Raw genomic sequence first — 22,875 nt, 5'->3', positions numbered from 1 at the left:
CTGCCGCGTTTTCCGCCGGCTTTCATCGCTGCCGGCCCTGCCCATCAGAGACGCCCCACGGAGACGACCGTCGCCACGCAAGAGGACTTTTCCGGCATGACCAATACCCCGACGCCCACAGCATCCACAGAGGCCGCATCCACCCAGGCCGCATCGCGCTCCGCCCCTGCCTCCGCCCGAATCATGGACGGCAACGAGGCGGCTGCATCGGTGGCCTACCGCGCCAGCGACGTGATCGCGATCTACCCCATCACGCCGTCCTCGCCGATGGGGGAGTTCGCCGACGAATGGTCGGCGGCGCGCCGTCCCAACCTGTGGGGCAGTGTTCCCGACGTGGTGGAGATGCAGTCGGAGGGCGGTGCGGCCGGTGCCGTCCACGGCGCGCTGCAGGCCGGCGCATTGGCGACGACCTTCACCGCGTCGCAGGGCCTGCTGCTGATGATCCCCAACATGTACAAGATCGCCGGGGAACTGACGCCCTTCTGCATGCATGTGGCGGCCCGCACGCTGGCGACCCATGCGCTGTCGATCTTCGGCGACCATTCCGACGTGATGGCCTGCCGCCAGACCGGCTTCGCCATGCTGGCCTCGGCCAACGTGCAGGAGGCGCACGACATGGCGCTGGTCGCCCATGCCGCGACGCTACGGGCACGAGTGCCGTTCCTGCATTTCTTCGACGGCTTCCGCACCTCGCATGAATTCAACTGCGTCGAGACCCTGTCGGACGAGGATCTGCGCGCGCTGGTCGACGACGCCTGCGTCGATGCCCACCGCCGCCGCGGCCTGACGCCGGACCATCCCGTCGTCCGCGGCACCGCGCAGAATCCGGACGTCTTCTTCCAGGCGCGCGAGGCCGCAAACCCCTATTACGACGCCTGCCCGGCCATCGTGCAGGAGATGATGGACCAGCTGGCGGCGCGCACCGGCCGCGCCTATCGCCTGTTCGACTATGCCGGCCATCCGCAGGCGGAGCGGGTGGTGGTGGTCATGGGCTCCGGTGCCGAGACCTGCGCCGGCGCGGTCCGGCGACTCGTGGAGGAGGGGGAGCGGGTCGGCTGCCTGACCATCCGCCTGTTCCGCCCCTTTGCCATCGCCGACTTCGTTTCGGCGCTGCCGCCAACCGTCCGCCGGATCGCCGTGCTCGACCGCACCAAGGAACCGGGCGCCGTCGCCGACCCGCTCTACCTCGACGTGGTCGCCGCCCTGGCGGAAGCCCGCGCCGCCGACACGGCGCTCGCCGAGCCGATGGTGATCGCCGGCCGCTACGGCCTGTCGTCCAAGGAATTCACCCCGGCGATGGCGAAGGCCGTGTTCGACGAGCTGAAGCGCGAGCGCCCGAAGCGCCGCTTCACCGTCGGCATCACCGACGACGTCACCCACCAGTCGATCCCCTGGGATCCGGCCTGGGGGATGGAGGAGCCGGGCGTCTCCCGCGCGGTCTTCTTCGGGCTTGGTGCCGACGGCACGGTGGGCGCCAACAAGAACTCGATCAAGATCATCCAGGCCCGCACCGCCAAATCCGGAACCGGCGGCCATGCCCAGGCCTATTTCGTCTATGACAGCCGCAAGTCCGGCTCCACCACCGTGTCGCACCTGCGATTCGCGAGGGAGCCGATCCATGCGCCCTACCTGATCGGTCAGGCCGAGTTCGTCGCCTGCCACCATCTGCCGCTGATGGAGCGGGTGGAGGTGGTGGAGATGGCCGCCCCCGGCGCCACCATCCTGCTGAACGCCCCCGGAACGCCGCAGCAGGTGTGGGACGCACTGCCGGCGGAGGTGCAGCGCATCTGCATCGAGCGCAAGCTGTCGCTCCATGCCATCGACGCCGGCGCGGTCGCGCGCGAGGTCGGGCTCGGCCGCCGCGTCAACACCATCATGCAGACCTGTTTCTTCGCCCTGTCGGGCGTAATGCCGGTCGAGGACGCCATCGCCGGCATCAAGGCCGCCATCGTAAAGACCTACTCCCGCCGCGGCGAGGAGGTGGTGAGGCGCAACATCGCCGCCGTCGATCAAGCGCTCGCCCATCTTCGCGCCGTGCCGGTGCCCGATCACGTCACTGCCGACCATGACCGGCCGGCCCCGGTGCCGGAGACGGCGCCCGATTTCGTCAAGCGTGTCACCGCCATGATGATCGCCGGCCATGGCGACCGGCTGCCGGTGTCCGCCTTCCCGGTGGACGGCACCTGGCCGACCGGCACCTCCAAATATGAACGCCGCAGCATCGCGGCGGAGGCGCCGGGCTGGAATGCCGATCTCTGCATCGAATGCAACAAATGCGTGCTGGTCTGCCCGCACGCGGCCATCCGCGCCACGGTGGTTCCGGAGTCGGCCCTGGCCGACGCGCCGGCCGGCTTCGAGACCACCCCTTACAAGGGCCGCGAGTTTCCCGGTGGGCGCTATCGCCTGCAGGCCTCGCCCGCCGACTGCACCGGCTGCACGCTCTGCGTCGCCGCCTGCCCGGCGCATGACAAGGCCCCTGAGAAGGGCGGCTCCGGCCGCAAGGCGCTGGAGATGCGGCCGATCCAGGCGCTGGCCGGCGAGCAGGAGGCTTTCGATTTCTTCCGCAGCCTGCCGGCCATCCCGCGCGAGTCGGTGCCGGCCACCGTCAAGCACACCCAGCTGCTGGAACCGCTGTTCGAGTTCTCCGGCGCCTGCGCCGGCTGCGGCGAGACGCCCTACATCAAGATGCTGACCCAGCTGTTCGGCGACCGCATGGTGATGGCGAACGCCACCGGCTGCTCGTCGATCTACGGCGGCAACCTGCCGACCACCCCCTACACCACCGATGCCACCGGCCACGGTCCGGCCTGGGCCAACTCGCTGTTCGAGGACAATGCGGAGTTCGGGCTCGGCCTGCGCGTCGCTATCGACCAGATGGCCGAACAGGCGCGCGATACCCTGGCGCTTCTGTCCGCCCAGCTGGAACCCGGTCTGGTGACGGAGCTGCTGCAGGCCGACCAGTCCGACTCGGCCGGCATCGCCGTCCAGCGCGGCCGCGTCGCCGCCCTGACGGGGCAGCTCGCCGCGGTGAAGGACCCGCTGGCCCGCCGGCTGGAGCAGTTGGCCGACTATCTCGTCCGCAAATCCGTGTGGATCGTCGGCGGCGACGGCTGGGCCTACGACATCGGCTATGGCGGGCTCGACCATGCGCTGGCGTCCGGGCGCGACGTCAACATCCTGGTGATGGACACGGAGGTCTATTCCAATACCGGCGGCCAGCAGTCCAAGGCGACGCCGATCGGCGCCTCCGCCAAGTTCGCCACCGCCGGCCGGTCCGCCGCCAAGAAGGAACTGGGGCTGATGGCGATGGCCTACGATCATGTCTATGTCGCCCGCACCGCCTTCGGTGCCCGCGACAGCCACACGCTGAACGCCCTGATGGAGGCGGAGGCCTACCGCGGTCCGTCGCTGGTCCTCGCCTACAGCCATTGCGTCGCCCACGGCTTCGAGCTGTCGCACGGGCTGGAGCATCAGAAGCTGGCGGTGGACAGCGGCCACTGGTCGCTCTACCGCCGCGATCCGCGCCGCCTTGCCGCCGGCAAGACCGCCCTGCAGTTGGACAGCGGCGCCCCCTCCGCCGGCCTCGCCGCGTTCATGGCGGGCGAGTCCCGCTTCAGCGCGGTGGAGCGCAGCAACCCCGAGCGCTACCACGCCCTGCTGGACGAGGCCGAGGCGGAGATCCGCCGCAAGCGCCACCTGTTCGAGCATATGGCCGGGTTCAAGGAGTAGGGGAGGGCGCAAGGGGTGTCGGCGCTAGACCCCCACCCCGGCCCTCCCCCGCTGGGCGGGGGAGGGAGTAAGTGCTTATGCGGGAGAAAGGCGGCAGTCCCTCCCCCGCCCAGCGGGGGAGCAACCATGTTGTTTTTCATGGTGAGGCTAGGTTGTCCTGCCATTCCTTGTTGTCTCGGACCATGGCATTGAGGGTGACGATCATCTTTCGCATTGCGGCGACGATGATGAGTTTATGTGGCTTTCCAGCGGCTTTGAGGCGTTCGCAGAAAGCCTTGATGATGGGATTGCATCGTTTGGCGGTGGTGGCGGCCATGTAGAGCATGGTTCGGACCCGTTCTCGGCCGCCACTGCAGTATCGTCGTCCCTTATGCTGGCCGCTCTCGTCGTCGAAGGGAGCGACACCGATCAGACAGGCGATGGCGTGTCGCGTCAGCCGGCCGAGTTCGGGCAAACGGACAGCCAGCGTGACCGCACTCAGGAAGCCGATGCCCGGCATGCTCTGGAGGCGCTTCACCTGCTTATCCAAGTCCTGGTCCTCTTCGACCAGAGCCCGGATGCGGGCGAGCAACGTCCGCTTGTCGGCGGTCAGGCGCCTGATCTGCTCGACAACCAGCGCCCGCACCTCGTCGTCGACAAAGCCCTCAAGCTGGGTCTTGGTCTGTGCTGCGGCAGCGCTGAGCTGTTCGTAGTAGGTCAGGTAAGCCGCCAGACGCTCCAGAACCGGGGAGCGTGCCGGACGCTCCTCGCCGAACAGTGCGGCGAACTCGGCGATCACGCGGGCATCCAGCCGATCATTCTTGGCATGCCGGCGCCGCATCTGGGCGAACAGCCGCACGTCGCGGGGCTGCAGAACCAGCACGCGAAAGCCGGCCTGCCGCATCGCCTCGACCAGTTTGCGTTCATAGCCACCCGATGCCTCGACCGCGATGGCATCCACCGCCCGTTCGGCCAAGTGACGCAGCAGGGTGGTGAACCCTGCTTCATTGTTTCCGACGCTGACGCTCACGCCATCGGGCCAGAAATGGCCATCCAGCTGGCGTTTGGAGACATCCAGGCCAAGTGTCTTGGAAAAAGCAGCCATCTCCCAGCCCCTGCCTTGCAAATCCGGGCTCATGGCCCGCGCAACCATTCGGGTTTGTTGGAAGACAACCGGCTGGGACCTCGCTCCCCCACGGCCTCAAGCAGCCTCGGATAGGACGGCCTGCCAGCCGGCCCGCGCTGCTGGGGGTGGCCACCCCCAGCAGCGCGATCCGTCCAAGGCACTATAACGAAAAACAAACATACAAGGATAGGTGGGGGTCTAACGCCGACACCTCTGACCCCCCAACCACAATTGCCGCACCCTTTTCCCCTTGCGCCCAAGATTAATATATTAGTATATTGAACCCATCGCCCGTGCCTGTTCCGATGGCGCCGGCCCAGCCTTTCTGCTCCTGTAAGGATGCCCAGTCATGCGTTCCCTGACCCGTGACCAGCTTGCCGACGGCGCGTTCGACGTCGCCCATACCGGCGGTGCGCCGACCCTGCCCGTGACCATCCTCCAGGTCGGCGACGGCAATTTCCTGCGCGGTTTCGTCGATTGGATGGTCGATGTCGCCAACGGCCAGGGGCTGACCAAAGCCGGTGTCGCCATCGCCCAGCCGCTGGACCAGGGCATCGCCAACCTGCTGAAGGCGCAGGACAACCTCTATACGGTGCTGCTGCGCGGCATCGAGGGCGGGCGAGAGGTCGAATCCCGCCGCGTTGTCTCCTGCGTCTCGGAAGCGCTGAATCCCTATGCCGACTGGGCGCGGATGGTGGAACTGGCCTCCTCGCCGGCTCTGCGCTTCTTCGTCTCCAACACGACCGAGGCCGGCATCGCCGATCGCGAGGAGCCCTACACCCCCGGGGCCTGCCAGGACAGCTTCCCGGCCAAGGTCGCGGCTCTGCTGCATGCCCGCTACAAGGCGCTGGGCGGCAGCGCCGACAGCGGTCTCGTCTTCCTGCCCTGCGAACTGATCGAGGCCAACGGCGCCAACCTGAAGCGCATCGTGCTGACCCATGCCAAGCGCTGGGGGCTGGAGGCCGGCTTCGCCGATTGGGTCGAGACGCACAACCATTTCCTGAACACGCTGGTCGACCGCATCGTCCCCGGCTACCCGAAGGACGAGGCTGCTGCGCTCAGCGCCAAGTGGGGATATGAGGACCGTCTGGCCGTCGCCGCCGAGCCCTTCCATGTCTGGGTGATCGAGGGACCGGCCCATCTGGCCGAGGAACTGCCGCTGCACAAGGCCGGCCTGAACGTTGTCTGGACCGACGACCTGCAGCCCTACCGCACCCGCAAGGTCCGCATCCTCAACGGCGCCCACACCGCCAGCGCACTGGCCGCCTATTGCGCCGGGCTCGACACCGTCAAGTCGATGATGGACGACCCCACCGTGTCGGCCTACCTGAACAAGGTGATGTTCGAGGAGATCGTCCCCTACGTTCCGCTGCCCGAGGCGGAGCGGCAGGACTATGCCCGCACCATCATGGAGCGCTTCGGCAATCCTTATATCCGGCACGAGCTGATCTCCATCACGCTCAACTCGGTGTCGAAATGGCAGGTGCGCGTGCTGCCCAGCCTGAAGGACGCCGTGGCCCGCAACGGGCAGGCTCCGGCCGGCCTGTCCTTCTCGCTGGCGGCGCTGCTGCGCTTCTACCGCGGCACGCTCGCCAACGGCGCCTATACCGGCGAGCGCGAGGCGGGATCCTACCCGATCAGCGACAATGCCGAGGTGATCGCCGCCATGAGCGCCGCCTTGGCGGCCAATGCCGGCGATCTGCGGGCGCTGGTGGTCGCGATCCTGTCGGACGTCCGGCTGTGGAAGGAAGACCTGACCGGGATCCCCGGCCTGGCTGCCCGCGTCGCCGACAGCCTCGCCGCCATCGAGGCGAAGGGCATGAAGGCCGCCATGGCCGATCTGGTTGCCGGCTGATCCGGCTTGCGTGACTGCAGAGCGGAGCGTGGCCGTTTGGTTGCGCTCCGCAAGGCACGGCATCGATGACACCGACCTTGACCCTTCGCATCGCCGAGTTGGAACTCGACGCGGCGGTGCTTCGCCATCGCCTGTTGCATATCCCCCTGGCGATGCAGGAAGATTGCGGCCTGTGGGCGAGCCACAGGACGATCGGGCGGCAGGCGCTGAGCCTGTTCCGTGCCGTCCGGCAGGAAACCCGCGACAGCGGCGACGAGGACGAATGCGATCAGGCGATCAGCCGGATCGAAGCGGCCTATCAGCTCGTCCATGACGCGATCCAATCCCTGTCCGTGCTGGCTCTCGCAGACCTGCCGACCCGCCACTGACGGGCAGCGATTTACGATGCGTGAGGAAGACCGACGATGCAGACGACCGAATCGAGGAAGCGGACACGCCGCGGCACCCAACGGGTGACCATGACCGACGTGGCGAACGCCGCCGACGTGTCGCCCAGCACCGTGTCGCTCTATCTCCGCCGTCCGGGGGCGGTGTCCCGGCACCTTGCCGAGCGCATCGCCCGCGTCATCGACGAGATGGGCTATGTGCCCAACCTTGTGGCCGGCAGCCTCGCCGCGGCGCGCAGCCGCACCGTCGGCGTCATCCTGCCCTCCATCCTGAACTCCTTCTTCGCGGAGACCTACAACACGCTGCAGGGCATGTTCCAGGCGGCGCATTACCAGACCCTGCTCGGCGTCAGCGAATTCAGCCCGGAGGAGGAGGAAAGCCTGATCCGTGCCTTCCTCGCCTGGTCGCCGGCGGCGATGGTGGTGACCGGCTTCCACCACACCGAGCGGACCCGCGCCATGCTGGCGTCCTGCGGGGTGCCGGTGGTGGAGATGTGGGACATGCCCAGCCATCCCGGCGAGGCCATCGGCATCAGCGTCGGCTTCTCGCATTTCGAGGTCGGCCGCATGCAGACCAGCCACCTTTACGACCAGGGCAGCCGCAAGGTCGCCTATATCGGCGCCGCCGCCCATCAGGACCTGCGCGTGCGCAGTCGCACCGACGGCTATGAGGCGGAGGTGATGCGGCGGGGCCTGCACGACCCCATCGACTTCACAGTGCCCGATGCCGCCACGACGGAGGTCGGCCGCTGGCTGATCGACGAGATCCTGACGCGTCACCCCGACATCGATGGCGTGGTCTGCTCCAACGACGCGCTGGCGCTGGGTGTTCTGTTCGAGGTGACACGCCGCGACCTGCGGGTGCCGGACGATCTGGCGGTGGTCGGCTTCGGCGATCTGCCCTTCAGCAACTCCTGCCCGCCGCCGCTGACGACCGTCCGCCCGCCCCAGCGCGAAATCGGCCGCCTCAGCGCGACGCAAATTCTCGCGGCACTGGATGGAGCGCGCACTGCGCCCCAGCACCACAACCTCGAATGCGAGCTGGTGATCCGCGGCAGCACCCGGCCGGTGGGGAAGGGGTAGGAGGCCTGGGACCCCATACTCCGAGAGGTGCGATGGCCTTTCTCATGCCTGTTTGCGCGTGCGGTTGACGCTGTTTGTTATCATTAGGCTAATAAGCAGCATCAAACACAACCCGTAACGCAGGGTGGACTGGCTCATGGCACTCGGACTTCACTCATCCCGCCGCAACTTCCTTGTCGGGGCCGGCCGTTTCGCCGGCGCCGCCGCCGCGGTTCGGCTGATGCCGGGTTCCGCCTTCGCGGCGGAGGCGGGTGGGGCGTACTGCCCGCCGCCCTCGGCCTGGTCCGACCTGGCGAAGGCGGTGAAGGGCGGGGTGCTGCGGCCGGAGGATCCGTTCTTCGCCGACGTCTGCCGCCCCAACAACCTGCGCTACGGTGCCACATTGCCGGCCGGTATCGCCCGGTGCTCGCGGCCGGAGGATGTCCAGGCCTGCATCCAGTGGGTGAAGCAGCAGGCCATGCCTTTCGCCGTGCGCTCCGGCGGCCACAGCTACGCCGGCTTCTCCACCACGCCCGGCCTGCTGATCGACATGACCAAGATGGCGGGGGCGGAACTGCTGCCGGGCAAGGACGGGCTGGTCAAGGTCCTGGGCGGCACGCTCAACTCCGCCGTCTACAAGCAGATGGAACGGCTGGGCCGCACCATCACCCATGGGCGCTGCGATTCCGTTGGCGCCGCCGGTTTCCTGCTGGGCGGCGGCATCGGTTTCAACATGCGCAAGTACGGCATGGCCTCCGACCTGCTGCGCGCCACAGAACTGGTGACCGCCGACGGCAGCCACGTCAAGGCCGATGCAAATACGGACTCCGCCCTTTATTGGGCTTGCCGCGGCGGTGGCGGCGGCAATTTCGGCATCAACACCTCCTTCACCCTGGAAACCCGCCCGGTGGAAGCGGTGACGGTCTTCAACCTGACCTGGACCGACAAGCTGCCGAAGGTCCTTAAGCTTCTGCTGACCGAACTGGCGACCGCGCCCGACGATTTCGGCAGCAAGATCAACGTCACCATCCCCAGCCGGCAGGAGCAGTGCGACAAGGTGCCAATCAGCATCTCCGTCCTCGGCCAGCTCCATAAGTCGAAGGTGACGTTGAAGGAGATCTTCAAATCCACCTGGGAATGGATCGACTGGTCCAAGTCGAAGGTGATGGAGGAGGTGCCCTACTGGACGGCGCAGGACTTCCTGGTTGAAACCACCTTCCCTTATTACTACCAGGAGAAGTCCAGCTATATGAAGGCGGCGGAAATCGGCGACGAGGCCATCGCCGCGATGTTCGATTGGGCGGGGAGGATGCCCGCCACCTCGATGCCGGTGGCCTTCAAGTTCTTCCAGGTCGGCGGCGCCATCAACCGGGTCGGCGCGACCGAGACCGCCTATGTCCACCGCGGCTATGACTGGCTGTTCTCGATCGAGGCCAACTGGTGGCGGCCGACGGATTCGGCCCTGCTGATCGAGCAGGCGCTGGAGTGGCAGCAGCGCTTCTACGACGACGTCAACCGCCGCACCAGGGCGGCCGGCGCCTTCCAGAACTTCCCCGACCCGTCGCTGGCCGATTGGCAGCGGGCCTATTACGGCGAGAACCTTGCCAAGCTGGCCGAGGTGAAGAAGGCGGTCGATCCCGCCATGCTCTTCACCTTCGCGCAGGCGATCCGCTCGGCTTGAGCGTCAAAGGGGGCTTGCGGGATCAGTCGGCCCGCAGCCCCCGCGCCTGGAATTGCCCGCGCACGCGCTCGACAAGTTCGCGCGACGGCGGCTCGGTATCGGTCAGCATGTATTTGCGGCCGAGCGCCTTCCATTTGTGTTCGCCCATCTTGTGGAAGGGCAGCACGTCGACCCGGTCGACGACGCCGAGCCCGGCCACGAAATCGGCCAGCCCGTCGATCTCGGCCGCGTCGTCGGTCAGGTTCGGGACCAGCACATAGCGCAGCCAAATGCGCTTGTTCAGCCCGGCCAGCCGTTCGGCGAATTCCAGCGTCGGGCGCAGCGGAACGCCGGTCAGATGGCGGTAGGTCTTTTCCGAAAAGGCCTTGATGTCGAGAAGGACGAGGTCGACGTCCTCAAGCAGATGGTCGTCGGCGTGGTTGCCGAGGAAGCCGGAGGTGTCGAGCGCGGTGTGCATACCCATCGCTTTTGCCCCGCGCAGGATCGCGGCGGTGAATTCCGGCTGCACCAGCGGCTCTCCGCCGCTCAGCGTCAGCCCGCCATGGGCCCGCTTCAGGAATTCGGCATAGAGCTTGATGTCGTCCAGCACCTCGGCGGAGGTCGTCCGCGTCCCGTCATGCATGTGCTGGGTGTCGGGATTGTGGCAGTAGAGGCAGCGAAGCGGACAGCCGGACATGAACAGCACGTAGCGGATCCCCGGCCCATCCACCGTGCCGCCGGTTTCGACCGAGTGGATCCATCCGGAGACGGAGCCGGGGCGGGCCTGGGTGAGGGGCTGTGTCATACTTCAGGGATCCAATTTGAAAACTCTGCGCCCTACGCATGTAAGTCACGGTACATGCAGGTAAACCCCCTCTCCCCCCCGGGGAGAGGGTCGGGGTGAGGGGGATGCATTGGGTGGATTCTCGATAAAGGGCTGCCACGCTTCCCCCTCACCCCAACCCCTCTCCCGCAAGGGGAGAGGGGCTTTCGCTTCTCGGCGGGGGGTAGCCGTCCACGTCCCTCAGTGCTTGTCGTGGAACGTGCGGCTGATGACGTCGAGCTGCTGCTCGCGCGTCAGCTTGATGAAGTTCACCGCATAGCCGGACACCCGGATGGTCAGCTGCGGATACAGCTCCGGATGGTCCATGGCGTGCAGCAGCGTCTCGCGGTCGAAGACGTTGACGTTGATGTGGTGGCCGCCTTGGGCAGCATAGCCGTCCAGCATGCCGACCAGATTGTCCACGCGCTCGTCTTCCGTCCGGCCGAGCGCGCCGGGGACGATGGTGAAGGTGTAGCTGATGCCGTCCTGCGCATGGGCGTAGGGCAGCTTGGCGACACTGGCCATCGACGCGACCGCACCCTTCTTGTCCCGCCCGTGCATCGGGTTGGCACCCGGCGCGAAGGGCTGGCCGGCCTTGCGGCCGTCCGGCGTGTTGCCGGTCTTCTTGCCGTAGACCACGTTGGAGGTGATCGTCAGCACCGACTGGGTCGGCAACGCGTTCCGGTAGGGCTTCTGCTTGCGCAGGGCCGTCATGAAGCGCTCGACCGCCCAGATCGCGATGTCGTCGACGCGGGCGTCGTTGTTGCCGAAGGCCGGATAGTCGCCCTCGATCTCGAAATCGGTGGCGAGACCGTTCTCGTCGCGGATGACCTTCACCTTGGCATGCTTGATCGCCGACAGGCTGTCCGCCACCACGCTGAGGCCGGCGATGCCGCAGGCCATCGTGCGCAGGATGTCGCGGTCGTGCAGGGCCATCTCCATCCGCTCGTACATGTACTTGTCGTGCATGTAGTGGATGGCGTTCAGCGCGTTCATGTAGACCTTGGCCAGCCACTCCATCATCGGCTCGAAGCGGGCCATGACCTCGTCATAGTCCAGAACGTCCCCGTTGATCGGGGCGAAGGCCGGGCCGACCTGCTCGCCCGAAACCTCGTCCTTGCCGCCGTTGATGGCGTACATCAGCGTCTTGGCCAGGTTGGCGCGGGCGCCGAAGAACTGCATCTGCTTGCCGATGCGCATCGCGGACACGCAGCAGGCGATGCCGTAGTCGTCGCCCCAATAGCCGCGCATCAGGTCGTCGTTCTCGTACTGGACCGAGCAGGTCTTGATCGAGGTGTCGGCGCAGAAGCGCTTGAAGCCTTCCGGCAGCTTCTCCGACCACAGGACCGTCAGGTTCGGTTCCGGTGCCGGGCCCAGGTTGTGCAGGGTCTGCAGCATGCGGAAGTTGGTCTTGCTGACCAGCGTCCGGCCGTCCAGCCCCATGCCGCCCAGGCATTCCGTCACCCAGGTCGGGTCGCCCGAGAACAGCTGGTCGTATTCCGGCGTGCGCAGGAAGCGGACGAGGCGCAGCTTCATGACGAAGTGGTCGATCATCTCCTGGGCCTCGGCCTCGGTGATGACGCCGTCGCGCAGGTCGCGGTCGATGTAGATGTCGAGGAAGCTGGACACGCGGCCCAGCGACATGGCCGCGCCGTTGGCTTCCTTGACCGCCGCCAGATAGGCCAGATAGGTCCACTGCACAGCCTCGCGGGCGGTGGCGGCCGGACGCTTGACGTCGAAGCCGTAGGAGGCGGCCATCTGGACCAGCTCCTTCAGCGCGCGGATCTGCTCGGAGATCTCCTCGCGCAGGCGCAGCACGTCCTCGTCGATGCGGCTGACTTCCAGCGAGGCCAGCTGGGCCTTCTTGTCCTTGATCAGGAAATCGGCGCCGTACAGCGCCAGCCGGCGATAGTCGCCGATGATGCGGCCGCGGCCGTAGGCATCGGGCAGGCCGGTGATGACGCCGGACTTGCGGCAGCGCAGCATCTCGGGCGTGTACACGTCGAACACGCCGTCATTGTGCGTCTTGCGCAGGCTCGGGAACACCTCCTCCAGCTTCGGCGACGGGGTGTAGCCGTAGGCCTCCAGGCCGGTCTTGACCATGCGCCAGCCGCCGAACGGCATGATCGCGCGCTTCAGCGGCTTGTCGGTCTGCAGGCCGACGATGACTTCCAGCTCGCGGTCGATGTAGCCGGCGGCATGCGAGGTGATCGAGGCGAAGATTTCGGTGTCGGCATCCAGAACGCCGCCCTTCGCGGCGCGTTCCTGCTTCAGCAGGTCGGTGACCTTGGCGAACAGCGCGGTGGTGCGGGCGGTGGGACCGGCGACGAAGCCCGCGTCCCCTTCATAGGGCTGCAGGTTGCGCTGGATGAAATCGCGGACGTCGACCGATCGGCGCCAGACGCCCGGGGCGAAACCGCGCCAGGGGTCGGCGGCGGACTGCTGCTCCGGGGCCTGGGCAAGTCCGTCCATCAGCAGGGTGTCCATGATGTCTCCTTAGAGCTATAGACGTCGGCGCGGTCAGGGGCCGTGTCGGCGGTCGTGTGGGGCCCGCGAGCAAGCGGAGCGATTGAAACCATAGGCGCATCGGGCGCCGGAATCGTTGATACACGTCATATTTTCAGGGCGGGGGCCATCGCGCCGATCCGGCCTTCGAACCCCGGATACCGACACCGTTGTGTCCCGCCCTGTAGTTTTACTACATACTCCCTGGCGGGCCTCCGAACAAGGCGCGCAGCCTCGACATTTTGTCGCAGGGCAGGGCGCAGCAGATTGGAAATCCTTGGAAACTGGCTAACCGGCGTGCGATGGATTCGGTCGTTCGCAGCGCTGTATATGTAGCTTTGCTACATGTGCTAGGCTGACGCACAATCAGAAGGGAGACACCCCAGATGCTGGCGAGAATCGCGGCGGTCCGCGACCAGATCCGCCCCTCCGAACGCAAGCTGGCCGACTATGCGATGGCCCATCCGGGCGACGTGATCAACCTGTCCATGGCCGAACTGGCGGAGCGGGTGGGGGTCAGCGAACCGACGGTGGCGCGTTTCTGCTCGGCGCTGGGATGCCGAGGCTTCCGTGAGTTCAAGATCAAGCTGGCGCAGGACATCGCCGGCGGCATGCCCTTCCTGCATCAGGACCTGTCGGTGGATGGAGAACTGAATGCGGATGGCGGAGTGCCGGGGGCGGTGCTGGCCGGCAAGCTGTTCGACCGGACCATCGCCACGCTGATGCAGGTGCGCAACAACCTGCCGGCCGATGCGGTGGACCGCGCCGCCGATATGCTGGCGGCTTCGCGCCGGATCGAGTTCTACGGGTCCGGCAATTCCGGCACGGTGGCGGAGGACATCCAGCGCAAGTTCTTCCGGCTGGGCATCCCCACCGTCGCCTACACCGATTCCCACATCTATTTCGCGTCCGCCCTTACGCTGACGCAGGGCGATGCGGTGGTCGCGGTGTCCAGCACCGGCCGGACCCGGGACATCCTGGACGCCGTCCAGAACGCCCGCAAGGCCGGCGCCGACGTGATCGCCCTGACCCGCTCCGGCACGCCGCTGGCGGAGATGGCCACGGTCAGCCTCGTGGCCGACATCGCCGACGACTTCGACATCCACTCTCCCATGACCGTCCGCATCGCGCATCTGGTGCTGGGCGACATCCTGTCGATCGCCGTGGCGCTGCGCATGGGCGATACGCTGCAGGAGCGCCTGAAGCGGCATGACCGCGCCGTGGATGCCCATGTGTCGGAAAAGGCGACGGAGAGATAGGCGACCGGATCAGCCCTGCCGGAGGCGGGCCGCCCTTCCGGCCAGGAAATTCATCACGAGATGGGCCGCGGACTGGGCGGTTATCCCGCCGGCGTCCAGTGGAGGGCTGACCTCGACGATGTCCAGGCTGGCATGGTCGGCGCTGCGCGCAATCTCGAACACCGCGTCGGCGACGTCCCAGAGCATCAACCCGGCGGCGTTGGGAACGCTGGTTCCCGGTGCGAAGGCCGCCGACAGGCAGTCGATGTCGATGGAGATATGGACCGCGTCGGTCGGCTCCACCGCATGCCGGATCGTCTCCTCGACGGTCCCGGCCAGCCCGGCGCGGCGGATGTCCCAGGGGGTGCGCACCATGATCCCGGCCGCTTCCGTCTGCTCCATGTAATCGCGGGAGTAGATCGGCGCATCGATCCCAAGCTGGACGCTGTGGCGGTGGTCGAACACCTCGGCCACCGTATGCATCCAATGTCCGGAATGCTCCTTCCCCGGCACGGGAACGCGCGAATCGAAATGGGCGTCGAAGACGATCAGCCCGAGCTTGCGCTCCGGATGGCGTCGCAGCAGGCCGCGCAGGATCGGATCGGTGATGGAATGGTCGCCGCCCAGGAAGACCGGGGTGTCGCCGGAGGGCAGGCCGGCCACGGTGTCCGCGATGTGCCGGTAGGTCGCGTGGATGTCGTTGGAGACGTCGACCTCCCCGAAGCGGCGAAGTCGCAAAGGACCCAAGTCGACCCGCTTGTCCGTGCAGTAGAGGCTGAAGCCGTCCAGCACCCCCAGGATCGCAGCCGGTCCGAACCGCGTGCCCGGCCGGTGGCTGACCGCATGGTCGAACGGGATTTCCAGGAACAGGAGTCCGGTGCCGGGTTCGACCTCCGGCCGATTGCCGTCCAAGTCATTTCCCGGATAGTTCCACGCTCCGCCAATCCAGCGGACGGTGGAATCCTCGACGACGCGCGTGCTCATGCCGGCCGCCATCGATCAGGTGTCCGCACCGACCGGAACCGCGCCGGTCCGGGCGAGTTCGATGCGGCCGACGCCCACCATCTCCTTTGCACGTTCGACGATGTCGTCCGGTGCGTTGGCCGCCTGCCAGCGGTGATAATCCTCCAGCTTGCGATCCATCGCCGACAGGTCCCGTCCCTCCCACTGGCGTTCACGCACCAGACAGAAGCCATCCTGGTCCGGTTGCCGCACATGGCGCGCATAGGCGGAATTCCAGATCGCCTCCAGCGAATCCGTACGCACATGGCCGATCAGGCGGGAAAGCCCGTTGCAATCGTAGACCTCGCCGAAAAGATTGACGAACAGTCCGCAATTCACCTGCCGGCAGCGGTATCCGCCGCCCATCGGCCGGCTGGGTTCATAGACGATGCCGTATTCCGTCTCGTCGATGGTCCGCATCAGTTCGATCAGCTCGTCGGCCCGGTTGCGTTCAAGCAGGATCGACTTGTGGTCGGCCATGCCTTCGGGAATGAGGGTGACGATATAGCTGTGGACATTGTTGTCCCGGCACCAGCGGAACAGGTCGGCGACGCCGCCCAGATCGTGGTATTTCGGCGTGACGACGACGTCGATCGCCAGCCGGGTGGGAATGGTCCGGTTGAACCCGCGGGCAAGCAGGATGCGCATCGCCTCGTGCGCCTTCTCGCCATAGCCGCGGAGACCGACCATGCGGTCCTGCACGATCGTGTCGATGTTGTTGTATTTCAGGAAGATCGTCGCACCCAGGTCGTACAGCCGGTCTGCCGCCGCCTCGTCCAGGTGATAGCCGCTGGTGAAGACGACGCTGGTCATGCCCAGGTCATGGATGAATTCGACGATCTCCCAGAACCCCGGATCCAGCATCGGCTCGCCGGCACCGGGGAACTCCACCGTCGTGGCTCCGAGCGCCCGTGCCTGCCGGATGATGTCCTTGCGCTCCTCGGTGGTCATTTCCTGCCGGTTGGGGACGCCGTTGTAGCGGTCGGGAGTGCGGTCGCAGTAGAAGCATTTCAGGGCGCATTCGCCGGTCAGGTCCAGGTCCAGATGGATCATCCGCCCGCTTGCCGCCGCGGCGCCGATCAGGCTGGGGCAGTGATCGGTTCCTTTCGCCCATAAATCCTCCAGCCGCTTTCCCGCCGCCCGGATATGGGGGAGGGAGCGCCGATCAAGATCCGGTTCGATGCGGAGATGATCGAGCGGCGAGGCCGCGGGCGCCGGGGTATCAACCATTGTTTGCCTCCAGCTGAGGGACGCCTTCGGCGGGGCTGCGGGGCGACTTGGCCGGCGCGCAGCTCGCCTGCCGTTCCGAAAGCGTCACGAAGATGACGGAGAGGGAGACGAGCGCGATGCCCACCATGTTGGCGGGGGTCAGCGTTTCTCCCAGCAGGACATAAGCCATGAGACCGGCCGCCAGCGGGTCGAGCAACCCGATCACAGTCGCCGGCAGCGCATCGACATGGCGCAGGCCGAACAGGAGCAGCCAATAGGGAAGAATGGTGGCGACCACCGCGATGAACACGATATAGGCCATCATCTCCGCCGTCGGTTCCAGCCTGTGCACCCCGAGGAAGGGCAGGGCGGCGGCCCAGATCAGCGAGGAAATTGCGAAATTCCAGAAGGTCAGCGTCGTGGCGCCGATGCCCCGCGATTTGCAGGCGTTGCCGATCATGTTGAAGACGGCGAAGGCGAACCCGCAGGCGAGCCCGACGGCCAGACCGGCGGAAAGCCTGACCCACTCGCCGCCGCCCCCCGTCAGGAGGAAGCAGCCGACAAGGCTGAGCGTGACGATCGCGCAGTCGCGCAGGCCGATGCGCCGGGTGCCGAGGAGCGCGCCGAGTACCAGGACGAAGAAGGGCGATGTGTATTCCAGCGTGATGGCCGCCGCGACGTTCATCATGTCGATCGCCAGATAGAAGGTGGCGTTCACGACGACGAACATGACGCCCGCCGCCACCGTCATCCGCCGGGCAGCAGGCGGGACGTGGAACGGCCGGCCCGGCAGGAGGATCATGATCGGCCCCAGGACGGCGCAGGCCACGAAGCTGCGGATCGCCGTCAGGTCCAGCGGCGACATGTCGGAGACGAACAGCACCTTCGCCGCCGCGCCTGCGGCACCGAACAGGATGGCAGCCACGAAGATCGCGGCCATTCCGACCGCGCGCGTCGATCCCTGCTCCGTCATGTTTCCCCCTGACGTGGCTCCATTTTCCGAGTGGCCGGTCCTGTTCCGCCGCCTGCTCCGGCTGCATCACGACACCGGGGCACAAGCCGTCGTCGCGGGAGGCCTGCGGCCATCGACGAAGATCGGCTGACGAACGGATCGAGGCGATGCGGAGCGCAGGCGGTGGTGGTCAGCATGACCACAAACAGAATATGGGATTATGATTAGCTCACATCGAATTCACGCGTCAAGGTGAAATTCGGCCCCCTTAAGTAAAACATATGATTGTATGAAGAGGTGCCTTAGATAAAACTTAGAAGTCGAAGCGAGGCTCCGGGATTGTGAAATCCAGGGTCACTAAATATCGGCGTGCCAAAGTTAAGACAGGTCAGAGATTCGCCGGCGATGGTATGCAGACCGAAGCCATCCCCGTGGAGCCGCCTGCCGGTGGGCGAGGCGGCCACGGAAATGCGGCCTCGGGGCAGGCATTCAGCGTCCGCCCGGCAGTTTCGCTCCCCCACGGGCATAGATCTGGATCGGCCGGCAGTCCTCGTCGACCGTAACCACCACCGCGCCCGGCTGGCTGTTCAGGTACACCCAGGCATCCCAGCGGACGATGATGTCGCGGAACTCGTCACGGTAGATGCCGTAGCTGAGCCCACGGATGTCCGAGGCCGGGATGCGGGCACCGGTCAGGACGGACGCCACCGACGGGTTGCAGCTGTTCGAGGCGTTGCGGTCCAGCGCGGCCAGCACGGCGGGGTCGGGGGTGGCGACCGGCGGCGGAGCGATGGACCCGCAGGCGGCAAGCATCAGGGTCAGTGCGCCGGCCGCCGCGGCCGGGATCGTCGGCGTTTTCATACGGGGTACCGTTCTTTCTCTTTGCACTTGCCCGAAAAACGGGGGCACTTGCCCGAATATGGGGGCGCGTCGCCGGTCCGACGATTGCACGTTCGGCAAGCCTCCTGCGGCATGATCGCCGGCCGCCGGCAGCGGCCGATTGCGGGTCTTGCCTCCCGCTCGCCTTTGGCGCAAGAGGTGGAGGGAGAAATCCCTGCAACGTCGACGCTGCGGAGCCGCAAGCCATGTCCACCGGCCAGAATTTCGTCCCCACCTGCGACCTGTTCGACCGCTTCAAGGATGCCGCCCGCTATGTCCTGCCGGGCTTCCGCGACTTCGGCGCCGTCACCCGCTTCAGCGGCGAGGTCGTCACCGTCAAGTGCCTGGAGGACAATTCCCGCGTCAAGGAACTGCTGGCGACCCCTGGTGCCGGCCGTGTCCTGGTGGTGGACGGCGCCGGCAGCCTGCGTTGCGCCCTGATGGGCGACATGATCGCCGCCTCCGCGGTCAAGAACGGCTGGGCCGGCGTGGTGATCTGGGGCTGCGTCCGCGATGTGGCCGAACTGGCGACCATGCCGCTGGGCATCAAGGCGCTGACGTCGATTCCGCGCGCCTCGACCCGGCGCGACCAGGGGCTGGTCGATGTGGCCGTGGAGTTGCCGGGCGCGGTCATCCAGCCGGGTGACATCCTGTTCGCCGACGAGGACGGCATCGTCGTCCTGACGCCGGAGCAGGCAGCCGCGCTGAAATAAAGCCGGGGCAAAGAAGTGGTCATACCAAGCACCGGTAATACCAGTGCAGAAGCAGAGGCCATTTCGTCCTGTCCGCTTCACGTAAGCGGGGCGCCCCCTTGCACTTTCATTTAAGCGGGCATATAAACCCGACCTGAGTTCAAGCGGGCCGTCTCACGGTTCCCATCCAAGGGCCGGCCTTTCATTTATGAGGAACCCTGCCGTGCTCGAAGCCTACCGCCAGCACGCGGCCGAACGCGCCGCCCTCGGAATCCCGGCCCTGCCCCTCACCGCGAAGCAGACGTCGGAGCTGATCGACCTGCTGAAGGCGCCGCCGGCGGGCGAGGAAGCGTTCCTCCTCGACCTCATCACCCACCGCGTTCCGGCCGGCGTCGACGATGCCGCCCGCGTCAAGGCCGGTTTCCTGGCCGCCGTCGCCAAGGGCAACGACAGCTCGCCGCTGATCTCCAAGGTGAAGGCCACCGAACTGCTGGGCACCATGCTCGGCGGCTTCAACGTGCAGCCGTTGATCGACCTGCTGTCGGACGCCGAATGCGGCGCCGCCGCCGCGGAAGGCCTGAAGAAGACCCTGCTGGTCTTCGACTTCTTCCATGACGTCAAGGAACTGGCCGACAAGGGCAACGCCAACGCCAAGGCGGTGCTGCAGTCCTGGGCCGATGCGGAGTGGTTCACCTCGCGTCCGGAAGTCCCGGCGTCGATGACGCTGACGGTCTTCAAGGTGTCGGGCGAGACCAACACCGACGACCTGTCGCCGGCCCCGGACGCCTGGAGCCGCCCGGACATCCCGCTGCACGCGCTCGCCATGCTGAAGAACCCGCGTCCGGGCATCGAGGCCGACGAGCCGGGCCAGCGCGGACCGACCAAGCAGCTGGAAGAGCTGAAGAAGAAGGGCAACCTGATCGCCTATGTCGGCGACGTGGTCGGCACCGGTTCCTCGCGCAAGTCCGCCACCAACTCGGTGCTGTGGTTCACGGGCGAGGACATTCCGTTCGTCCCGAACAAGCGCTTCGGCGGCGTCTGCCTCGGCACCAAGATCGCCCCGATCTTCTACAACACGATGGAAGACGCCGGCGCCCTGCCCATCGAGTTGGACGTCAACAAGATGGAGATGGGCGACGTCATCGAGCTGCGCCCCTATGAGGGCAAGGCCCTGAAGAACGGCGAGGTCATCGCCGAGTTCACCGTGAAGTCCGAGGTGATCTTCGACGAGGTGCGTGCCGGCGGCCGCATCCCGCTGATCATCGGCCGCGGCCTGACCGCCCGCGCCCGCGAGGCGCTGGGCCTCGCGCCGTCGACCCTGTTCCGCCAGTCGGCATCCCCGGCCGACACCGGCAAGGGCTTCACGCTGGCCCAGAAGATGGTCGGCCGCGCCTGCGGTCTGCCGGAAGGCAAGGGCGTCCGTCCGGGCACCTATTGCGAGCCGAAGATGACCACGGTGGGGTCGCAGGACACCACCGGCCCGATGACCCGCGACGAGCTGAAGGACCTGGCCTGCCTGGGCTTCTCGGCCGACCTCGTGATGCAGTCCTTCTGCCACACCGCCGCTTATCCGAAGCTGGTGGACGTGAAGATGCACCACGAGCTGCCGGACTTCATCTCCACCCGCGGCGGCGTCGCGCTGCGTCCGGGCGACGGCGTCATCCACTCCTGGCTGAACCGCCTGCTGCTGCCGGACACCGTCGGCACCGGCGGCGACAGCCACACCCGCTTCCCGATCGGCATCAGCTTCCCGGCCGGTTCCGGTCTGGTCGCCTTCGCCGCCGCCACCGGCGTCATGCCCCTGGACATGCCGGAATCGGTGCTGGTCCGCTTCAAGGGCGAGATGCAGCCGGGCGTCACCCTGCGTGACCTCGTCAACGCCATCCCGCTCTACGCGATCAAGGCCGGCCTGCTGACGGTCGAGAAGAAGGGCAAGAAGAACATCTTCTCCGGCCGCATCCTGGAGATCGAGGGTCTGCCGGAACTGAAGGTCGAGCAGGCCTTCGAACTGTCCGATGCCTCGGCCGAGCGGTCTGCGGCGGGCTGCACCGTGCAGCTCAGCAAAGAGCCGATCATCGAGTACATGACCTCCAACATCACGCTGATGAAGTGGATGATCGCCAACGGGTACGCCGATGCGCGCACCCTGGAGCGCCGCATCAAGGCGATGGAGGCGTGGATCGCCGATCCGCAGCTGCTGAAGCCCGACGCCGACGCCGAGTATGCCGCGGTGATCGAGATCGATCTGGCCGACATCAAGGAGCCGATCCTGGCCTGCCCGAACGATCCGGACGACGTGAAGACGCTGTCCGAGGTCGCCGGCGACAAGATCGACGAGGTGTTCATCGGCTCCTGCATGACCAACATCGGCCACTTCCGCGCCGCCGGTAAGATTCTGAACGGCAAGTCGGACATCCCGACCCGCCTGTGGATCGCCCCGCCGACGAAGATGGACGCGATGATGCTGACCGAGGAAGGCTATTACGCCACCCTCGGCAAGGCCGGTGCGCGCATGGAGATGCCGGGCTGCAGCCTGTGCATGGGCAACCAGGCGCAGATCCGCAAGGGCTCGACCGCCATCTCGACCTCGACCCGCAACTTCCCGAACCGTCTGGGCATCGACACCCGCGTCTACCTGTCGTCGGCCGAACTGGCCGCCGTCGCGGCGCTGCTGGGCAAGATCCCGACCAACGAGGAGTATCTGGCCCAGGTCGGCGTGGTGAACAAGGCCGCCGCCGACGTCTACCGCTACATGAACTTCGACCAGATCCCGGCTTTCCAGGACGTCGCGGAGAAGGTCGCCGTCCCGGCCTGATAGCCGGACACAGCGGTCACTGACGAAAACCCCCGCCGGAGCGATCCGGCGGGGGTTTTCATTTGTGGGAGCATCAGCCTCGCACCGCACTCCTGAAGGCGGCCGCCAGTCCGGCGAGCGCCTCGCGCGGTCGTCCATCCTTCACCCTGGTATGCAGGACCACGGGCAGCCGTGGCAGGGTCGGAAGCCCTAGTCTGGGACCGACGTCGACGGCACCGAATGGCACCATGCGCGGGGACAATGCCGCGACGCCGAGCCCGGCCGTGACGGCCGCCGCCACCGCGGTCACGCCGCCGCCGACGAAGATCTCCGTCCAAGGCACTCCGGCTCCGTCGAGAAGCTGCCCGGCCAACGCCCGCACCCCGCAAGGCTCGGCCATGGTTGCGATTGGCAGAGGTTCGTCCGCCCGATGCTGCCAGCTTGGCGCCGCGAACCAACCGAACTGTTCTTCGGTGAGGAGTTGGCCGTCGTTGCGCCCTGCATGCAGGCGGACGATCACGCTGTCGAGTTCCCGTCGGTCGAAGCTCTGCAGCAGGTCCCCGGACGATCCGATCCGGATTTCGATCACCAACTGCGGATCTTGCGCGTTCATCCGGGCAATCAGGGCGGGAAGCTCCGGCCCCGCCACATGGTCGCTGATGCCGATGGCGATGCGCTGGCGCCCCTCACTCAGCGAGGCGAGCGCGCGATCATGCGCCTCCAGCAGGTCACGAGCGTGATCGAGAAAGGCGGCGCCGCGTGGCGACAACTGCACATACCGCGGGGTCCGCTCGAACAGGCGACACCCCAGCCTTTCTTCGAGACGTTTCAGCTTCAGGCTGACCGCCGCTTGCGTCGTCCGCATGGCTTCGGCCGCGCGCGTAAAGCTCTCCAATTCGGCGATGCGCACGAAGGCCCGAACCGCATCGAGGTCGAGTGGTTGGTCCATCATTTCCAACCGTTATCTTAGATATAAAAAATCAT

16 protein-coding genes are annotated in these 22,875 nt (G+C 66.6%); 8 read left to right on the top strand and 8 right to left on the bottom strand.

Annotated elements, in window-relative coordinates; genetic code table 11:
- The first annotated feature begins 183 nt into the window (after positions 1-183).
- The gene (gene nifJ, locus ACWPKK_RS24095) at positions 184-3,729 is read left to right on the top strand and encodes a pyruvate:ferredoxin (flavodoxin) oxidoreductase (RefSeq protein ID WP_452009651.1); all 3,546 of its coding nucleotides are present in this window, start codon (positions 184-186) and stop codon (positions 3,727-3,729) included.
- A 136-nt stretch (positions 3,730-3,865) separates the two neighbouring features.
- Here the strand turns inward: nifJ and ACWPKK_RS24090 are convergent, their stop codons facing one another.
- Positions 3,866-4,846: an IS110 family RNA-guided transposase gene (locus ACWPKK_RS24090; protein WP_452002605.1), complete on the bottom strand. Its 981-nt coding sequence runs from the start codon at positions 4,844-4,846 to the stop codon at positions 3,866-3,868.
- 337 nt (positions 4,847-5,183) lie between these two features.
- On the opposite strand from ACWPKK_RS24090, the gene ACWPKK_RS24085 reads away from it, so the two are divergent.
- The 4 genes from ACWPKK_RS24085 (at position 5,184) to ACWPKK_RS24070 (ending at position 9,818) form a co-directional block, all read left to right on the top strand.
- Positions 5,184-6,689, top strand: a complete 1,506-nt coding sequence (locus ACWPKK_RS24085) for a tagaturonate reductase (RefSeq protein WP_452009325.1) — start codon at positions 5,184-5,186, stop codon at positions 6,687-6,689.
- A 77-nt stretch (positions 6,690-6,766) separates the two neighbouring features.
- Positions 6,767-7,057, top strand: a complete 291-nt coding sequence (locus ACWPKK_RS24080; protein ID WP_452009322.1) for a hypothetical protein — start codon at positions 6,767-6,769, stop codon at positions 7,055-7,057.
- A gap of 36 nt (positions 7,058-7,093) precedes the next feature.
- Positions 7,094-8,158, top strand: a complete 1,065-nt coding sequence (locus ACWPKK_RS24075; RefSeq protein WP_324869921.1) for a LacI family DNA-binding transcriptional regulator — start codon at positions 7,094-7,096, stop codon at positions 8,156-8,158.
- Positions 8,159-8,294: 136 nt separating this feature from the next.
- On the top strand, positions 8,295-9,818 hold the full coding sequence (locus ACWPKK_RS24070; RefSeq protein WP_452009319.1) for an FAD-binding oxidoreductase: 1,524 nt from the start codon (positions 8,295-8,297) through the stop codon (positions 9,816-9,818).
- A 22-nt stretch (positions 9,819-9,840) separates the two neighbouring features.
- Here ACWPKK_RS24070 and pflA read toward each other — a convergent pair whose 3' ends face one another.
- Positions 9,841-10,602: a pyruvate formate-lyase-activating protein gene (pflA, locus tag ACWPKK_RS24065; RefSeq protein ID WP_452009316.1), complete on the bottom strand. Its 762-nt coding sequence runs from the start codon at positions 10,600-10,602 to the stop codon at positions 9,841-9,843.
- A 219-nt stretch (positions 10,603-10,821) separates the two neighbouring features.
- On the bottom strand, positions 10,822-13,107 hold the full coding sequence (pflB, locus tag ACWPKK_RS24060) for a formate C-acetyltransferase (RefSeq protein WP_452009313.1): 2,286 nt from the start codon (positions 13,105-13,107) through the stop codon (positions 10,822-10,824).
- Between the two features lie 404 nt (positions 13,108-13,511).
- Here pflB and ACWPKK_RS24055 point away from each other — a divergent pair, with 404 nt between their 5' ends.
- Positions 13,512-14,384 carry a MurR/RpiR family transcriptional regulator gene (locus ACWPKK_RS24055; RefSeq protein ID WP_452009310.1) on the top strand — a complete coding sequence of 291 codons (873 nt, stop codon included), beginning with the start codon at positions 13,512-13,514 and terminating at the stop codon, positions 14,382-14,384.
- A gap of 9 nt (positions 14,385-14,393) precedes the next feature.
- Here the strand turns inward: ACWPKK_RS24055 and ACWPKK_RS24050 are convergent, their stop codons facing one another.
- From ACWPKK_RS24050 to ACWPKK_RS24035, 4 genes are all read right to left on the bottom strand, one after another.
- Complete coding sequence (locus tag ACWPKK_RS24050) at positions 14,394-15,347, bottom strand: agmatinase family protein (RefSeq protein WP_452009308.1); 954 nt, start codon at positions 15,345-15,347, stop codon at positions 14,394-14,396.
- A 15-nt stretch (positions 15,348-15,362) separates the two neighbouring features.
- Positions 15,363-16,595, bottom strand: coding sequence for a radical SAM protein (locus ACWPKK_RS24045; RefSeq protein WP_452009305.1), 1,233 nt, complete (start codon positions 16,593-16,595; stop codon positions 15,363-15,365).
- Positions 16,588-17,547, bottom strand: a complete 960-nt coding sequence (locus tag ACWPKK_RS24040; RefSeq protein WP_452009302.1) for an EamA family transporter — start codon at positions 17,545-17,547, stop codon at positions 16,588-16,590. Before ACWPKK_RS24040 ends, ACWPKK_RS24045 begins: the two co-directional genes overlap by 8 nt.
- Before the next feature lie 468 nt (positions 17,548-18,015).
- Complete coding sequence (locus ACWPKK_RS24035; protein WP_452009300.1) at positions 18,016-18,387, bottom strand: hypothetical protein; 372 nt, start codon at positions 18,385-18,387, stop codon at positions 18,016-18,018.
- Positions 18,388-18,611: 224 nt separating this feature from the next.
- On the opposite strand from ACWPKK_RS24035, the gene rraA reads away from it, so the two are divergent.
- Positions 18,612-19,118, top strand: a complete 507-nt coding sequence (rraA, locus tag ACWPKK_RS24030) for a ribonuclease E activity regulator RraA (protein WP_452009297.1) — start codon at positions 18,612-18,614, stop codon at positions 19,116-19,118.
- A gap of 202 nt (positions 19,119-19,320) precedes the next feature.
- On the top strand, positions 19,321-21,912 hold the full coding sequence (acnB, locus tag ACWPKK_RS24025) for a bifunctional aconitate hydratase 2/2-methylisocitrate dehydratase (protein WP_452009295.1): 2,592 nt from the start codon (positions 19,321-19,323) through the stop codon (positions 21,910-21,912).
- Between the two features lie 73 nt (positions 21,913-21,985).
- On the opposite strand, the gene ACWPKK_RS24020 is transcribed toward acnB, so the two are convergent.
- Entirely contained in the window at positions 21,986-22,843 is an 858-nt protein-coding gene (locus ACWPKK_RS24020; RefSeq protein ID WP_452009293.1) for a LysR family transcriptional regulator, read from the bottom strand.
- Positions 22,844-22,875 lie beyond the last annotated feature (32 nt).

Source organism: Azospirillum largimobile (genome assembly GCF_977007025.2).
Note: the sequence above shows the minus strand (reverse complement) of the source record. Positions and strands in the feature narration are given on the sequence as shown.

What these genes read in the sequence shown, in the direction of transcription:
- rraA (WP_452009297.1), top strand. Translation starts at nt 18,612, where the DNA reads ATGTCCACCGGCCAGAATTTCGTCCCCACCTGCGACCTGTTCGACCGC.
- nifJ (WP_452009651.1), top strand. Translation starts at nt 184, where the DNA reads ATGGACGGCAACGAGGCGGCTGCATCGGTGGCCTACCGCGCCAGCGAC.
- ACWPKK_RS24085 (WP_452009325.1), top strand. Translation starts at nt 5,184, where the DNA reads ATGCGTTCCCTGACCCGTGACCAGCTTGCCGACGGCGCGTTCGACGTC.
- ACWPKK_RS24090 (WP_452002605.1), bottom strand. Translation starts at nt 4,846, where the DNA reads ATGAGCCCGGATTTGCAAGGCAGGGGCTGGGAGATGGCTGCTTTTTCC.
- ACWPKK_RS24035 (WP_452009300.1), bottom strand. Translation starts at nt 18,387, where the DNA reads ATGAAAACGCCGACGATCCCGGCCGCGGCGGCCGGCGCACTGACCCTG.
- ACWPKK_RS24020 (WP_452009293.1), bottom strand. Translation starts at nt 22,843, where the DNA reads ATGATGGACCAACCACTCGACCTCGATGCGGTTCGGGCCTTCGTGCGC.
- ACWPKK_RS24075 (WP_324869921.1), top strand. Translation starts at nt 7,094, where the DNA reads ATGCAGACGACCGAATCGAGGAAGCGGACACGCCGCGGCACCCAACGG.
- ACWPKK_RS24045 (WP_452009305.1), bottom strand. Translation starts at nt 16,595, where the DNA reads ATGGTTGATACCCCGGCGCCCGCGGCCTCGCCGCTCGATCATCTCCGC.
- ACWPKK_RS24050 (WP_452009308.1), bottom strand. Translation starts at nt 15,347, where the DNA reads ATGAGCACGCGCGTCGTCGAGGATTCCACCGTCCGCTGGATTGGCGGA.
- ACWPKK_RS24070 (WP_452009319.1), top strand. Translation starts at nt 8,295, where the DNA reads ATGGCACTCGGACTTCACTCATCCCGCCGCAACTTCCTTGTCGGGGCC.
- ACWPKK_RS24040 (WP_452009302.1), bottom strand. Translation starts at nt 17,547, where the DNA reads ATGACGGAGCAGGGATCGACGCGCGCGGTCGGAATGGCCGCGATCTTC.
- pflA (WP_452009316.1), bottom strand. Translation starts at nt 10,602, where the DNA reads ATGACACAGCCCCTCACCCAGGCCCGCCCCGGCTCCGTCTCCGGATGG.
- pflB (WP_452009313.1), bottom strand. Translation starts at nt 13,107, where the DNA reads ATGGACACCCTGCTGATGGACGGACTTGCCCAGGCCCCGGAGCAGCAG.
- ACWPKK_RS24055 (WP_452009310.1), top strand. Translation starts at nt 13,512, where the DNA reads ATGCTGGCGAGAATCGCGGCGGTCCGCGACCAGATCCGCCCCTCCGAA.